Source organism: Nocardiopsis rhodophaea (genome assembly GCF_039530945.1).
Lineage (GTDB): Bacteria > Actinomycetota > Actinomycetes > Streptosporangiales > Streptosporangiaceae > Nocardiopsis_C > Nocardiopsis_C rhodophaea.
On sequence record NZ_BAAAPC010000002.1, the window covers coordinates 324,906 to 339,282 of the forward strand.

Below are 14,377 nucleotides of genomic sequence, written 5' to 3' on the forward strand. Positions count from 1 at the left end.
ACGTCCACGCTTCCGCCGTCACTACCGACGGTAGGCGCATCGGCGGGCGCGGGGAAGTGGGTGGTCAGGCGCGCAGCCCGTTGAAGGCGACCGTGGCCAGGGCGTCGGCGAGTTCCGGAGCGTCCAGGCCCTTGCCGGGCCGGTACCACTCGACGATGGAGTTGACCATGCCGAAGAGCAGCCGACCGGCCAGCGCAGGGTCGATGTCGGGGCGGATGTCGCCCGCCTCCACGCCCGCGCGCACGAGGTCGCCGACGAAGTGGTCGAACTCGCGGCGCCGCTCCAGCGCGTGTCGCTCCACCGCGGTGTTGCCGCGCACGCGCAGCAGCAGGGTCACGTGCGGGAGTTCCTCGACGAGCACGCGGACGCTGCCGCGCACCACGTACTCCAGCCGGTCGATGGCCGGACCGGAGGTCGCCCCCGGCTCGTCGGTGACCGCGAAGAGGGCGTCCAGCGCGTGGTCCAGCGACCGGCGCAGCAGCTCGGACTTGCCGCTGAAGTGGTGGTAGATCGCGGACTTGGTCACGCCCAGCGCGCGGGCGAGGTCCTCCATGCTGGTGCCGTCGTACCCGCGCTCGTTGAACACCCGCACCGCGACACGCAGTACGGACTCGGCGTCGTGGCCGGGACGGCCGGCGCGGCGCCGGACGGGCGGTTCGCCGGATGATGACGCGCGTGGTCCGGATGCGGGCGGTGGGGACACAGTCGGTGAATCTACCGCTCGGCGCGTGCCGGGGCCGCGTGCATCGCGGGCATGGGGATCAAAGGTGCGCAAGGTTACAGTCCTCGCAATCGCCTGTACCGGTTACCGGGGGCGCTCGTCGACGATGCGCCGGATCTTGCCGACGGAACGCTCCAGGGTGTCGGGCGCGACCACCTCGACCGCGGCTCCCACACCGATGTTCGTGCGCAGGGCCGCGGTCATCCGGTGGCGGGCCTCGTCCCGGGCGCGGGGTGGCGCGTCGGGCCGGTGCTCCACGCGGACCGTCAGCTCGTCGAGCCGGTGCGGGCGGCGCAGCACCAGCTGGAAGTGCGGGGCGAGCGCGTCGATGCGCAGCACCTGCTCCTCGACCTGGCTGGGGAACATGTTCACGCCGCGCAGGATGATCATGTCGTCGCTGCGCCCGGTCACCTTGGCCATCCGCCGGAACGCGGGCCGGGCGGTTCCGGGCAGCAGCCGCGACAGGTCGCGGGTGCGGTAGCGGACGATGGGCAGCGCCTCCTTGGTCAGCGACGTGAACACGAGCTCGCCCGCGGTGCCGTCCGGGAGCCGGGTGCCGTCGATGGGGTCGACGGTCTCGGGCAGGAAGTGGTCCTCGAAGACGTGCAGTCCGTCCTTGGTCTCCACACACTCGTTGGCCACGCCCGGACCCATGACCTCCGAGAGCCCGTAGATGTCGACGGCGTTGAGGTCGAAGGTCTCCTCGATCTCCGCGCGCATGTCCTCGGTCCACGGCTCGGCGCCGAGGATCGCGGTGCGCAGCGAGGTCTGCCGGGGGTCGAGGCCCTGGGCGCGGAACGCGTCGGCGATGGTGAGCAGGTAGGAGGGCGTGACCATGATGGTCTCGGGGCCGAAGTCGCGGATCAGCTGGACCTGCCGCTCGGTCTGCCCGCCGGAGACCGGGATGACCGCGCAGCCCAACCGCTCGGCGCCGTAGTGGGCACCGAGGCCGCCGGTGAACAGTCCGTACCCGTAGGCCACGTGCACCTTCTCGCCGGGCCGTCCGCCGGAGGCGCGGATGCATCGGGCGACCAAGTCCGCCCAGATGTCGAGGTCGCCCGAGGTGTAGCCGACGACGGTGGCGCGTCCCGTGGTTCCGCTGGAGGCGTGCACGCGCACTACCCGGTCCATGGGGACGGCGAACGCGCCGAACGGGTAGGCGTCGCGCAGGTCCTGCTTGGTGGTGAACGGGAACCGCTCCAAGTCGGCGAGGTCGCGCAGGTCTTCGGGGGCGACGCCGGCCGCGTCGCACTTGCGCCTGTAGAAGGGCTGGTGGTCGTAGGCGTGCCGGAGCGTGTGCTTGAGCTGGCGCAGCTGGTGCTCCTCCAGCATGCCCCGGGACACCCGCTCCATGGGGTCGAGAAGGGCGGGCTCGGGGGCGGGCCCGAGCCGTCGCGCGTGGGTGGACGGGCTCGGCTGCGTGTCGTGCTCGGTCAACGCACGCGTTCCTTCCATGCTGATACTTATCGCATCTGACCTGCGACGTTCCGATGTCCGGCGGGGTGGGTCGGGGCGACGGGCACAGCCGCGGGCGCGGTTGCGGGCCTTGCGAACTGAATGAACGGTCGGTTAGTAATGCCTCATAGACAAGCACCACCGGCAGGGGAGCTGTCAAGAGCGGTTCCCCCTGGCACGCGTTGGGAGTACGGATCAGTGGCCGCACACGGCGCTTCCCCCGCAGAGCTCTTCGAACGGCACCAATCGACCCTCCAGGAGGCGGTCAAGGCCATCCACGGCCGGTACTTCTGGACACCCCACCCGGAGTCGCCGAGCCCGAAGGTGTACGGCGAGGAGGCCGCGCCCCAGGGTCAGGCGGCGTTCGAGGCCTACCTCGGCACGGACTTTCCCATCGACCAGCCCGGGGGTGACGACCGCATCGTCACCGAGCGCTCCCCGTACGGGATCACGCTGGGTGTGGGCTACCCGCACGCCGACGCCGACGCCCTCATCGCCGCCGCCCAGGCCGCGCTGCCGTCCTGGCGCGACGCCGGGCCCGAGGGCAGGGCGGGGGTGTGCCTGGAGATCCTGCACCGGATCAACCAGCGCAGTTTCGAGATGGCGCACGCCGTCCAGCACACCAGCGGGCAGGCCTTCGTCATGGCCTTCCAGGCCGGCGGCCCGCACGCCCAGGACCGCGGGCTGGAGGCGCTCGCCTACGGCTACGACACGATGGCCCGCTACGCCAGCTCCGCGCGCTGGGAGAAGCCGCAGCGCAAGGGCGACCCGCTGGTCATGGACAAGCGCTTCCACGTGGTGCCGCGCGGGGTCGCCCTGCTGATCGGCTGCAACACCTTCCCCACCTGGAACTCCTACCCGGGCCTGTTCGCCAGCCTGGTCACCGGCAACCCGATCATCGTCAAGCCGCACCCGCGCGCGGTGCTGCCGCTGGCGATCACCGTGGCCGTCGCCCGCGAGGTGCTGTCCGAGGCCGGCCTCGACCCGAACACGGTGCTGCTGGCCGCAGAGCGGGCCGACGAGAAGCTGGCCGCGACCCTGGCGGTCCGGCCCGAGGTGAAGATCGTGGACTTCACCGGCTCCACCGAGTTCGGCCAGTGGCTGGAGGAGCACGCCCGCCAGGCCTTCGTGTGCACGGAGAAGGCCGGGGTCAACGCCATCGTCGTCGACTCCACCGACGCCTACAAGAAGATGCTGGGCAATATCGCGTTCTCGCTGTCGCTGTACAGCGGGCAGATGTGCACCACGCCGCAGAACATCTTCGTGCCGCGCGGCGGTATCGAGACCGACGAGGGGCACAAGAGCGCCGAGGAGGTGGGCGCCGACCTCGCGGCGTCGGTGTCCGGGCTGCTGGGGGACGAGACGCGGGCCACCGGCATCCTGGGCGCCATCGCCAACGACGGGGTACTGCGCCGCATCGAGGAGGCGGGCAAGCTCGGTGAGGCCGTCCTGGAGTCCTCGGACATCGCCCACCCCGAATTCGCCGACGCGACCGTGCGCACGCCCGTCATCGTCAAGCTCGACGGCGACCGGCGCGACGTGTACGGGCGCGAGCACTTCGGGCCGATCTCGTTCCTGGTCACCGCGGAGGACACGGATGACGCGCTGCGGCTGATGCGCGAGACCATCACCGAACGCGGAGCCCTCACCGCCGCGGTGTACGCCACCGGCGAGGACGTGCTGGACGCGGCGGAGAAGGCCGCGCTGGAGGCCGGTGTCAACATGTCGGCCAACCTGACGGGCCAGGTCTTCGTGAACCAGTCCGCGGCCTTCAGCGACTACCACGGCAGCGGCGCCAACCCGGCCGCGACGTCGTCGCTGACCGACCCGGCGTACGTGTCCGGGCGGTTCAGCTTCGTGCAGTCGCGGCGCCACGCGTGACCGATCCGGCACCCGTGCGGGCCGATCACCCCCGTCGGGGTGGTTGAGCCCAGCGCGTCGGAGGCGTGGGGAAGGCGGGGCCATTGACCCCGCCTTCTCCCTCGCAGTATTTTCTAACTGAACGTTCGGTAGGTAATGGCGGCCGCCCGGGAAGGGCGGGCGGGAGGACACCACATGACCGCGACCGACAGCGCACCGGACACGGCGTCGGATGCCGGGCGCGAGCGCTTCGACGCGATAATCGCCGCCGACGAGCGGATCGAACCGCGCGACCACATGCCCGACGACTACCGCAAGACCCTGGTCCGGCAGATCGCGCAGCACGCGCACTCCGAAATCATCGGCATGCAGCCAGAGGGAAACTGGATCACCCGGGCCCCCAGCCTCAAGCGCAAGGCAGTCCTCATCGCCAAGGTCCAGGACGAGGCCGGGCACGGCCTCTACCTCTACAGCGCCGCCGAATCCCTGGGCGTCGACCGCACCGACCTGCTCGACCTGCTCCACCAGGGCCGGCAGCGGTACTCGTCGATCTTCAACTACCCCACGCTGACCTGGGCCGACGTCGGCGCCATCGGCTGGCTCGTGGATGGTGCGGCCATCACCAACCAGGTGCCGCTGTGCCGCTGCTCCTACGGCCCCTACGCCCGCGCCATGGTGCGCATCTGCAAGGAGGAGAGCTTCCACCAGCGCCAGGGCTTCGAGAGCCTCTACGTCCTCGCGCGCGGCACCGACGCGCAGCGGGCCATGGCGCAGGACGCCGTGAACCGGTGGTACTGGCCGTCGCTGATGATGTTCGGCCCGCCCGACGCCGAGTCGCCGCACAGCGCGCAGTCCATGGCCTGGAAGATCAAGCGGTTCTCCAACGACGAGCTGCGGCAGAAGTTCGTCGACATCATCGCGCCGCAGGCCGACGCGCTCGGGCTCACCCTGCCCGACCCCGACCTGCGATGGAACCCCGAACGCGGGCACTACGACTACGGCCCCATCGACTGGGAGGAGTTCACACAGGTCCTCAAGGGCAACGGGCCGTGCAACCGGCAGCGCCTGGCTCACCGGCGCGCCGCCCACGACAGCGGCGCCTGGGTCCGCGAGGCGGCCCGCGCCCACGCGGCCAAGCGTGCCGCGCGGGCGCAGCGGGAGGCCGCGTGAGCGGTCAGGCCGGAGCGGTGAACGGAAGGGAGCGAAACGGCGTGAGCCCCAACGATGACGGACGCGGCGGCCGGAGAGGCGAGTGGCCGCTGTGGGAGGTGTTCGTCCGGGCCCGGCGCGGCATGTCCCACGTGCACGTCGGAAGCCTGCACGCCGCCGACGCCGAGCACGCCCTGTACAACGCGCGCGACCTCTACACCCGCCGCCAGGAGGGGGTGAGCGTGTGGGTGGTCCCGGCCGCCGCGATCACCGCCTCGGCGCCGGAGGACAAGGGCGCCTTCTTCGACCCGGCCGAGGACAAGGTCTACCGGCACCCGACGTTCTACGAGGTCCCCGAGGGGGTGGAGCACCTGTGAGCGAGCCCAACGGCACCGTCAACGCGCCCGCGGCCGACACCGCGCTGGTCGCCTACGTGCTGCGGCTGGGCGACGACGCGCTCATCGCCAGCCACCGGCTCGCCGAGCTCGTGTCCAGCGCGCCGCAGCTGGAGGAGGACGTCGCCCTCGCCAACATCTCCCTCGACCTGCTCGGCCAGGCCCGTGCGCTGCTGACCTACGCCGGGCGCGCCGAGGAGCAACTGACCGGCGTGCTGCGGACCGAGGACGACCTCGCCTACATGCGCGATGAGAACCAGTTCGTGAACTGCCGCCTGGTCGAGCTGCCCAACACCGACTTCGCGCACACCATCGCCCGGCAGCTGCTGTTCTCCGCCTACGCCTACGAGCTCTACGGGACGCTGGTCGACTCCGCCGACGAGACCCTCGCGGGTGTCGCCGCCAAGGCGGTCAAGGAGCTCGACTACCACCGAGACCACGCCGCGCTGTGGACCGTGCGGTTGGGTGACGGCACCGACGAGAGCAACGCGCGCATGGCGGCGGCGCTGAAGGCGTTCTGGCCCTACGTCGATGAGGTGTTCGCCTCGGACGACGTGACGCGCACCGTCGCCGCGGCCGGCACCGGGACCGACCCGGCGTCGCTGCGGCCGGCCTGGGACACCTACATCGACGGCGTCCTCGCCGAGGCCGGGCTGGACCGCCCGGACACACCGCCCCTCACCGGCCTGGCCGGGCTGGGCGGCCGCCAGGGCGTGCACACCGAGACCTTCGGCTACCTGATCGCCGAAATGCAGCACCTGCACCGTTCACACCCGGGGGCGACGTGGTGATGTCCCGGGAGACAGAGCGGTCCCGGCGGGCGGCACCGTCCGCCCCCGCCGGGACGAACGAGGATGCCGAGCGCTCCGACCGCGCCGGCGGCGACGCCGCGGGCATCACCCGCCTGGTCGGATCCGTCCCCGACCCGGAGATGCCCATGGTCGACCTGGCGGACCTCGGCATCCTCCGCGACGTCAGCGTCGACGGCGCCGGGGCCGTCACGGTGACCATCACCCCGACCTACTCGGGGTGCCCGGCCATGGACACGATCCGCGACGACATCCGCGCCCGCCTGGCCGAGCACGGCCACACCGACGTCACCGTGCGGACGGTGCTCACCCCGCCCTGGTCCACCGACTGGATCACCGCGGAGGGGCGGCGCAAGCTCGCCGAGCACGGCATCGCACCCCCGCCGCAGCGCGCCCAGCGGCCGAACGCCACCTTCGTCCCGTTGTCCGTCCGCTGCCCCCACTGCGGCGCGACCGACACCCGCGAGGTGAGCAGGTTCGGTGCCACCGCGTGCAAGGCGCTCTACGTCTGCGCCGCCTGCAAGGAACCCTTCGACCGCGTCAAACCCCTCTGACCGGCCGGCCCGAACGCCTTTCGGCACGTCCATCGAGCACCAGGGGAGCCATGAACACAGAAGTCAGTGAGCGCCCGGCGGCCGCGCGCACCCGCGGCGTGTTCCACCCGCTGACCGTGGCGGCGGTCGACCGGCTCACCGACGACGCGGTGGCCATCACCTTCGATGTCCCCGAAGAGCTGGCCGAGGAGTTCCGCTTCGTCCAGGGGCAGCACCTCACCATCCGCTGCGAAATCGACGGCCGGGAGCTGCGCCGCAACTATTCCATCTGCTCTCCCGCCCCCGACGGCCCGCTGCGGATCGCCGTCAAGCGGCTGGAGGACGGCTCCTTCTCCGCCTACGCCAACGAACGGCTGCGCCCCGGCGACGTCCTCGACGTCATGCACCCGATGGGAGGCTTCCACGTCCCGCTCACCCCCGGCCGGGCCCGCGTCCACGCGGCCGTCGCCGCGGGCAGCGGGATCACGCCGGTGCTCTCGATCATCACGACGACCCTGGCCGCCGAGCCGTCGAGCACGTTCACCCTCGTCTACGCCAACCGCACCGCGCGCGACGTGATGTTCCTGGAGGAGCTGCAGGACGTCAAGGACCGCTACCCCCAGCGGTTCCAGCTGGTCAACGTGCTCAGCCGGGAGGTGGGCGAGTCGCCGCTCAGCAGCGGACGCCTCGACGCCGACAAACTCGACCTGCTGTTCACCCGCCTCATCGCGCCCGACGAGGTCGATCACTGGTACCTGTGCGGCCCGGCCGAACTCGTCCGCCTGGTCCGCGACGGCCTGCGCGCACGCGGGATCCGCGGGGACCGCGTGCACTACGAACTCTTCCACGCCGAGGACGAGCAGCCGCTGCCGCGCCGCCGCCACACCGAGGGCGGCGGAGCTGCCGCCGCCACCAGCCACGTCCGCTTCACGCTCGATGGGCGCACCACCACGGTCGACGTCGACCCCGACGCCGAAACCGTCCTGGCCGCCGCCCTGCGCGTCCGCGACGACGCGCCCTACGCCTGCCGCGGCGGAGTCTGCGGGACCTGCCGCGCCAAACTCCGGGAGGGCGAGGTCGACATGGCCCGCAACTACGCCCTCGAACCCGACGAACTCGCCGACGGGTACGTCCTCACCTGCCAGTCCCGCCCCCTCACCGAGAACGTGGTCGTCGATTACGACGCCTGACGCCGCCAGCCCCACGGGCACCGATTCACGGCGCGGGCCGATAACCGCCCACATGGCGTTCGAGGGGATGGCCGAACCGCGTCGCGTGGTTCAGCCCCCGCTTGAAGGGGGCGGAGCTCCCACGTCAGGGCGTCGTCGAGCGCCGCCCTCGGGCTTCCCCGTCCTCGGTGTGCTTGGGCGGCCGTGTCGGCTTTTCCGATGTTCTGGGGTAACGACGCCGGGGTCGTGTCCCGTCCCCCAATGACATCGGACGCGCCCCCGGGATAGCGGTTCATGGGATCTTAGTGTTCAGGCCTCAGGCCTGGTCACCCATGTATTTCTTGTAGGCCGTGCCGTTCTTGTAGCCGGTGTCCATCCAGCCCTCTTCCTGCACCCCTTTCTCGCTCCAGCTGCCGTCCTTGGCGATGTACCCCTTGTCCAGCCAATACTTGAACTGAAGCAGGCTGACGACCGGGTCGTCGGCGTACTCGATTCTGTTGGGGTTCATCCAGCCCGTCTCCCTCAGTCGGACGATCTCCTGGTAGGCCTTGGCCGGGTCGATGGTGACGAACACGGTGGGTTTCCCCTTCGATACGGTGTTCTGCGCCTTCACCGGCTGTTCGCCTCCCACCGAGGCTGTGGCGGGGGAGACCGCGATACGTGCGTTCTGCGCGGCTTTGGCAGCTTCGGGCCCGAAGTTCGGACGTTCCATAAGCATGGCGACAGCCGGGGCCCCGACCATGGCTATCAGGGCAACGGCGGTCAGTTTCTTCCGCATCTTCAATCTCCTCGGGTCCGCGGCCTTGAATTCGGCTCACGCAGAGGACGCGTATGAGCGTCCCGTGGTTTTCACGCGGATTCCTTGCGGCCACATCACGGTGGCCCGTGGAGTGTGCTGCGGTTGTGTATCAGCCCTGGCGTGGTGCGGGGTCAGTCGCGTTCGATGCGGGTGTCGGCATCCGGCTCGTGATCGCGGTGCCGCCCGCCGTAGGGCCGGGTCGGCCGTTCGGTCGCATCGCGGTAGCCGCTGCTGTACCCCGTCCCGGGCACGGTCCCGTCCTCGCGGTGGGTGCGCCGTGTGCCGCGGTTGGGGCGCACGGAGCTCCCCCCGACGCTGGTGAGCAGCGAGATGATCGCGATACCGGTGACGGCGTTGATGACGCCCGTGGCGATCTGGCTGGCCAGGGACGCGCTCTGGGTGAACGGGCTGACCGCGGCGACGATCGTTGCCAGCCCGACGATCCAGCCGAAGAACGTCATCGGCCGAGGGGCGCTGAGCAGAAGCAGGTGCAGCAGGGCGGTGGCGATCAGCGCGGCCGCGGCCGCCATGGCCGCGTAGACGCCGGTACCGGCGTCGCCGAAGTATCCGGCTTCCTCAGGGGCGAGCACCGGGATCTGCAGCACCCCGCGTGCGACGAGCGTCCCCACCAGTATGAGCAGCCCGGCGACCACGGCCGTGGCCAGTCCGCCCGACCACAGCCGGGTGACGTTGATACGCCGATCGTTCCCATATTCGCTCATGCCGGTCCCCCCTGATACGGCGCCGAATACGGTCATGGCACCCATACCCGGACACCTATGGCCATAATCGCCCGTCCCGCGCGGCGGAGGAGTCGGGAGCCGCGTCGGCGGGGCGGCGGGCGGCGCGGGCGGTGGTGGACGGAACCGGGCGCGGGGTAGGGGAGACCGCGGTTCAGACGGCGGGTCCCCCGGGACGGACGGCCGCGGCGATGTCGGCCGCTAATGTCGCCATATCCTGCGTGTCCAGGGCAGATATGGTCACCCGGATGCCCGGCGGCGAGTCGAGCCGAAAACGGCGCCCTGGTGTGCAGGACCACCGGCGTGCCAGCAGCCCGGCGACCGCTCGGGCCTCGTCGGGAACCTCCACCCACACGTTGACCCCCGACCTCCCGCGCCCGCGCAGGCCGTGGCGCTCCAGCTCCCTGATGAGCCCCGCACGCCGCTCGCCGTAGGACCGCCCCGCCTGCTCCGCCGAGACTTCGGCGCGCCGCCGCAGCTCGACAAAGGCCTCCTGGAGGACCTGGCTCACCCAGCCGTGCCCGGACTGCTGCTGGGCGCGGACCCGGTCGACGGTGACGGGGTCGCCGGTGACCATGGCCAGCCGCAGGTCCGGACCGTACCCCTTGGCGACCGACCGGACCAGGGTCCATCTTTCGGTAGCGCCGCCGATGCGTTGGAAGGGCAGATCGACGAACGCGAACCCGTGGTCGTCCTCGACCGTCAGCACCTGGGGGTGATCGGCGAGGAGGGCGCGCAGGCAGGCGGCTCGCTCGGCGCTGATCGCCGCGCCGGTCGGGTTCTGCGCCCGGTTGGTCACGATGACGGCCCGCGCCCCGCCGCGCAGGGCCGCGTTCAGATCGTCGGGCAGCGGCCCCTCATCATCCATCCGCATCGGCACCCGCTTCAGCCCAAGGCCCGCGGCGAGGTCGTATTCGCTGGGCCAGCCCGGATCCTCCAGGGCGACAGTGTCGCCGGGCCGCAGCGAGGAGCGCAGCACCCGGTCGATACCGTCGAGGGCACCCGAGGTCAGGGTCAGCGCGGAGCAGGGAACGCCATCGGCTTCGAGGATGGCCCGCGCCTCGTCTCGCATCTCCGGGAGGATCGGCGGATCGCCGTAGAGCGGGTGGCGGCCGGAGCGCCGTGCCGCCACGGCGGCAAGGGCGGCGCCGAGGTCGGGGAGCAGCCGGGGATCGGGGTTGCCGCTCCCGGCGTCCCGGGTGTCCGGAGAGGCGGCGGCCTCGGTGTCGCGTGGAAGGCTGGCGGGGCGGGCGCGGACGCGGGTGCCGCGCCGACCGCCGGTCTCGACGAGCCCGCGGTCCCGCAGCAGCCGGTAGGCGGAGGCGACGGTGTTGGGGTTGACCCCCAGCTCGCTGGCGAGGTCGCGGATCGAAGGAAGAGCCGTCCCCGATGGCAGGTCACCTTCGATGATCGCCTGCTCGACGCTGCCGGCGATCTCGTACGATCCGCGTCCGGTGATGGCCATGTTCCGCATTATCCAGCAGGGCGGCGGGCTGGAGTGCGGCACCGCTCGCCACCCTACGCCACGGACGCCGGGTCCGCACCCGTTCCCGCGCTCCGACTTCCGCCGCCCGACGTCGGCGACCGCCGTTGGCCAGCGCCGGGTGGGACGCGCGTTCCCGTGAATTCTCTGTCACCCGCTGATTAATTCTCCATTGGTTATCGGCAATCTGTTGCGTCTTCCGATTCGTGTTGTCCTATAGCGGAACATTGTTTTGCGGGGCGAACGTACGTACGCCTGCGACGGGTTGTGTGCGCAGGGTGAATTCATCCCCGCTGACCTGCGAAGTTGTTAAGATTTTGTATGGGGTACTTGAATTCTCGCGTGGGTCGTGTTTTTCAATGGAAGAACGCGGAGTCTCGCCCTTGGCGCCGTATGGCGTCGTGCGGGATGGTGTTTCGAGTGTGAGGAGTCGACATCAAAGGCATGGATCAGCAGCGTTTTGGGGATGACCCGCTCGCTGTACGCGACACCGACCACTACAAAGCGGAATACGTCACCGGCTTCGTCGAGAAGTGGGACGAGCTCATCGACTGGAAGCGCCGGTACGCTAGCGAAGGGCGCTTCTTCATCGACCAGCTCAAGGAGCGTGGCGTCCGCAACGTGCTCGATGTCGCCACCGGCACCGGGTTCCACTCGGTGCGACTGGTGGAGGAGGGTTTCGACACCGTCAGTGCGGACGGAAGCCCAGAGATGCTGGCCAAGGCGTTCGCCAACGGGCTGGACTTCGGCGGCCACATCCTGCGCGTCGTGCAGGCTGACTGGCGCTGGCTCAACCGGAGCGTCCACGGTACCTACGACGCCATCATCTGCCTGGGGAACTCCTTCACCCACCTGTTCTCCGAACGCGACCGGCGAAAGGCGCTGGCCGAGTTCTACGCCATGCTCAAGCACGACGGTGTGCTCATCATCGACCAGCGCAATTACGACGCACTGCTCGACGGCAAGTACGGTAACAAGCACACCTACTACTACTGCGGTGAAGAGGTCTCCGCCGAACCGGAGTACGTCGACGAGGGCCTGGCCCGGTTCGTCTACCGGTTCCCCGACCGGTCCGAATACCACCTCAACATGTTCCCGCTGCGCAAGAACTACACGCGGCGGCTCATGCGCGAGGTGGGCTTCCAGCGCATCGACACCTATGGGGACTTCCAGGAGACCCACCAGGGTGAAGACCCGGACTTCTTCATCCACATCGCCGAGAAGGCCTACTACGAGGACGACCGCCGCGCCGACGGCTACTCCGCCGCCGTCCAGACCGCGCGCGACTACTACAACTCCAGCGACGCGGACACCTTCTACCACACCATCTGGGGCGGCACCGATATCCACGTCGGCCTCTATGACTCCCCGGAGCAGGACATCGCCGAGGCGAGTCGCCTCACGGTGGAGCGCATGGCCGCGAAGACGGACATCACCCCCCGTACGCGGGTGATCGACGTCGGCGCCGGATACGGCGGCTCCGCCCGCTACCTGGCCCGGACGTTCGGCTGCAAGGTCACCTGTCTCAACCTCAGCGAGGTCGAGAACGAGCGCAACCGGGTCATGAACCGCGAGGCCGGGCTCGACCACCTGATCGAGGTCGTCGACGGCTCGTTCGAAGAGATCCCCTTCCAGGACAACTCGTTCGATGTCGTCTGGTCGCAGGACGCCTTCCTGCACAGCGGCGACCGGACGCTCGTGCTGGAGGAGGTGGCGCGGGTGCTGCACGGCGGCGGCCACCTGGTCTTCACCGACCCCATGGCCACCGACGACGCCTCTGCCGAGGTGCTGCAGCCCATCCTGGAGCGGCTGCACCTGGACACCATGGGCACGCCGGGCTTCTACGACCGTGAGGCGAGCCGACTCGGGCTCCGCAAGGTGGAGTTCGATGACCTCGCCAGCCACCTGCCCGTCCACTACGCGCGGGTGCTCGCCGAGACCGAGCTGCGTGAACCCGAGCTGACCGGAAAGATCAGCGAGGAGTACCTCGACCGGATGAAGACCGGTCTGCGCAACTGGGTCGAAGGCGGCAAGTCCGGCTCGCTGACCTGGGGGATTCTCCACTACCGCAGCTAACGGCGGCTGAGGCGGCCGGTACGCCCCCGCGACCTCGCCCCCGTCGCGCCCCACCAGCGTTCCCCGCCATCATCCCCACCCCCGGTCCGGCCCCGCGAACCAGCGGGGCCGGATCCCGTTTCCGGTCGCGCCTTCGCCGAGATCAACGGAGGAAGGCGCTCAGGCGAGGTCCAGATCCCAGGTCTGACCGACGAGGTCATGGCCGAACATGCGTCCCGGCTCGGACTTCACCAGTCGGAACCCGGCGCGCTGGTAGATGCGGCGCGCGGGGGCGAGGACGGATACCGTCCACAGGACCATCCGCTTGTACCCCGCGGAGCGGGCGAATGAGACGCACGTGTCGATGAGGTGGCCGCCGACGCCGTGCCCGCGCGCCGACGGCTCCACGAAGAGCAGCCGCAGCCGGGCCGTGGTGTCGTCCTCGCGGACGCAGAAGATGGCGCCCACGCGCTCCCCGTTGATCTCCGCGACCCACGCGTTCTCCCGGCGCGGGTCGTGCTCCTGGCCGTACTCCGCGGCGACTTTGGCGACGAGCGCCTCATAGGTCTGGTCCCAACCGTGCTCCTCCGCGTACAGCGCGCCGTTGCGCTCGATCACCCACCCCAGGTCGCCCGGGCGCAGCGGGCGCATGACCACCGTCGACGGGCGGTCGGCGGCGGGCTCGCCGAACAGGTGGCGGACGGTGGCCATAGCGGAGAGGAGGCGGCGCCGGTCGGCCGGGGTCAGATGCCCGACGAGCTCGCGGATCTGCTCGTTGGAGCGGTCGTCGAGCATCGCGGCAGCATCGGCGCCCTTGCCGCTCAGCTCGATCACCTGGCGTCGGCCGTCCTCAGGGGACGGGGAGCGGGTGATCAAGCCGTTGTTCTCCATCCGCGTGAGCACGCGGCTGAGTTGCCCGGCGTCCATGTCGAGGGAGCGTCGCAGGTCGACGGCCTCGGTGCGGTCGCGGTTCCGCAGCTCGTAGAGGATCCTCGCCTCGGTCAGCGACCAGGGTGAGTCGAGCAGCCCCGGGCGGAGCAGCCCGAGGCGTCGGGTGACGAGTCGATTGAACCCCCGGATCTGCGTGATGTCGTCCAGTGGAATGTCGGTGGAGCGCTGGGTATCCATGACTTCCTCAACGGATTGATTGACTCAGGCAACCAATCTACGCCGGGCCGTCGGACGAAGAAAGGGGTGGCAATGCCACCC

General features: G+C 70.2%; 13 protein-coding genes. 7 read left to right on the forward strand and 6 right to left on the reverse strand.

What is annotated here, in order from left to right; translation table 11 throughout:
* Nucleotides 1–64: 64 nt before the first annotated feature.
* Nucleotides 65–703: a TetR/AcrR family transcriptional regulator gene (locus ABD259_RS03360; protein ID WP_486348480.1), complete on the reverse strand. Its 639-nt coding sequence runs from the start codon at nt 701–703 to the stop codon at nt 65–67.
* A 102-nt stretch (nt 704–805) separates the two neighbouring features.
* Nucleotides 806–2,158 carry a phenylacetate--CoA ligase PaaK gene (gene paaK / locus ABD259_RS03365; protein WP_425573476.1) on the reverse strand — a complete coding sequence of 451 codons (1,353 nt, stop codon included), beginning with the start codon at nt 2,156–2,158 and terminating at the stop codon, nt 806–808.
* 216 nt (nt 2,159–2,374) lie between these two features.
* On the opposite strand from paaK, the gene paaN reads away from it, so the two are divergent.
* The 6 genes from paaN (at nt 2,375) to paaE (ending at nt 8,112) form a co-directional block, all read left to right on the forward strand.
* Nucleotides 2,375–4,057 carry a phenylacetic acid degradation protein PaaN gene (paaN, locus tag ABD259_RS03370; RefSeq protein ID WP_344160095.1) on the forward strand — a complete coding sequence of 561 codons (1,683 nt, stop codon included), beginning with the start codon at nt 2,375–2,377 and terminating at the stop codon, nt 4,055–4,057.
* A 174-nt stretch (nt 4,058–4,231) separates the two neighbouring features.
* Nucleotides 4,232–5,206, forward strand: coding sequence for a 1,2-phenylacetyl-CoA epoxidase subunit PaaA (gene paaA, locus ABD259_RS03375; protein WP_344099097.1), 975 nt, complete (start codon nt 4,232–4,234; stop codon nt 5,204–5,206).
* Between the two features lie 41 nt (nt 5,207–5,247).
* Complete coding sequence (paaB, locus tag ABD259_RS03380) at nt 5,248–5,562, forward strand: 1,2-phenylacetyl-CoA epoxidase subunit PaaB (RefSeq protein ID WP_344099095.1); 315 nt, start codon at nt 5,248–5,250, stop codon at nt 5,560–5,562.
* Nucleotides 5,559–6,371, forward strand: a complete 813-nt coding sequence (gene paaC, locus ABD259_RS03385) for a 1,2-phenylacetyl-CoA epoxidase subunit PaaC (protein ID WP_344099093.1) — start codon at nt 5,559–5,561, stop codon at nt 6,369–6,371. The genes paaB and paaC overlap by 4 nt, the downstream gene beginning before the upstream one ends.
* Nucleotides 6,371–6,943 (forward strand): 1,2-phenylacetyl-CoA epoxidase subunit PaaD, encoded by a 573-nt coding sequence (paaD, locus tag ABD259_RS03390; protein WP_344099091.1) that lies wholly within the window; start codon nt 6,371–6,373, stop codon nt 6,941–6,943. The genes paaC and paaD overlap by 1 nt, the downstream gene beginning before the upstream one ends.
* 50 nt (nt 6,944–6,993) lie before the next feature.
* Nucleotides 6,994–8,112: a 1,2-phenylacetyl-CoA epoxidase subunit PaaE gene (paaE, locus tag ABD259_RS03395; RefSeq protein WP_344160097.1), complete on the forward strand. Its 1,119-nt coding sequence runs from the start codon at nt 6,994–6,996 to the stop codon at nt 8,110–8,112.
* Between the two features lie 295 nt (nt 8,113–8,407).
* Here the strand turns inward: paaE and ABD259_RS03400 are convergent, their stop codons facing one another.
* The 3 genes from ABD259_RS03400 to ABD259_RS03410 form a co-directional block, all read right to left on the reverse strand.
* Complete coding sequence (locus ABD259_RS03400) at nt 8,408–8,869, reverse strand: hypothetical protein (RefSeq protein WP_344160100.1); 462 nt, start codon at nt 8,867–8,869, stop codon at nt 8,408–8,410.
* A 152-nt stretch (nt 8,870–9,021) separates the two neighbouring features.
* Nucleotides 9,022–9,612: a DUF6069 family protein gene (locus ABD259_RS03405; protein ID WP_344160103.1), complete on the reverse strand. Its 591-nt coding sequence runs from the start codon at nt 9,610–9,612 to the stop codon at nt 9,022–9,024.
* Between the two features lie 172 nt (nt 9,613–9,784).
* A complete protein-coding gene (locus tag ABD259_RS03410) occupies nt 9,785–11,095 on the reverse strand; it encodes an aminotransferase class I/II-fold pyridoxal phosphate-dependent enzyme (RefSeq protein WP_344160106.1) in 1,311 nt (436 codons plus the stop codon).
* A gap of 462 nt (nt 11,096–11,557) precedes the next feature.
* Here ABD259_RS03410 and ABD259_RS03415 point away from each other — a divergent pair, with 462 nt between their 5' ends.
* A complete protein-coding gene (locus tag ABD259_RS03415; protein ID WP_344099081.1) occupies nt 11,558–13,189 on the forward strand; it encodes a glycine/sarcosine N-methyltransferase in 1,632 nt (543 codons plus the stop codon).
* A gap of 159 nt (nt 13,190–13,348) precedes the next feature.
* On the opposite strand, the gene ABD259_RS03420 is transcribed toward ABD259_RS03415, so the two are convergent.
* Nucleotides 13,349–14,296 (reverse strand): bifunctional helix-turn-helix transcriptional regulator/GNAT family N-acetyltransferase, encoded by a 948-nt coding sequence (locus tag ABD259_RS03420; RefSeq protein ID WP_344160109.1) that lies wholly within the window; start codon nt 14,294–14,296, stop codon nt 13,349–13,351.
* Nucleotides 14,297–14,377 lie beyond the last annotated feature (81 nt).

Bases quoted from the DNA above. Each gene is read 5' to 3' on its own strand.
- paaA (WP_344099097.1), top strand. From the start codon at position 4,232: ATGACCGCGACCGACAGCGCACCGGACACGGCGTCGGATGCCGGGCGC.
- paaD (WP_344099091.1), top strand. From the start codon at position 6,371: ATGTCCCGGGAGACAGAGCGGTCCCGGCGGGCGGCACCGTCCGCCCCC.
- paaE (WP_344160097.1), top strand. From the start codon at position 6,994: ATGAACACAGAAGTCAGTGAGCGCCCGGCGGCCGCGCGCACCCGCGGC.
- ABD259_RS03400 (WP_344160100.1), bottom strand. From the start codon at position 8,869: ATGCGGAAGAAACTGACCGCCGTTGCCCTGATAGCCATGGTCGGGGCC.
- ABD259_RS03405 (WP_344160103.1), bottom strand. From the start codon at position 9,612: ATGAGCGAATATGGGAACGATCGGCGTATCAACGTCACCCGGCTGTGG.
- ABD259_RS03410 (WP_344160106.1), bottom strand. From the start codon at position 11,095: ATGGCCATCACCGGACGCGGATCGTACGAGATCGCCGGCAGCGTCGAG.
- ABD259_RS03415 (WP_344099081.1), top strand. From the start codon at position 11,558: ATGGATCAGCAGCGTTTTGGGGATGACCCGCTCGCTGTACGCGACACC.
- ABD259_RS03420 (WP_344160109.1), bottom strand. From the start codon at position 14,296: ATGGATACCCAGCGCTCCACCGACATTCCACTGGACGACATCACGCAG.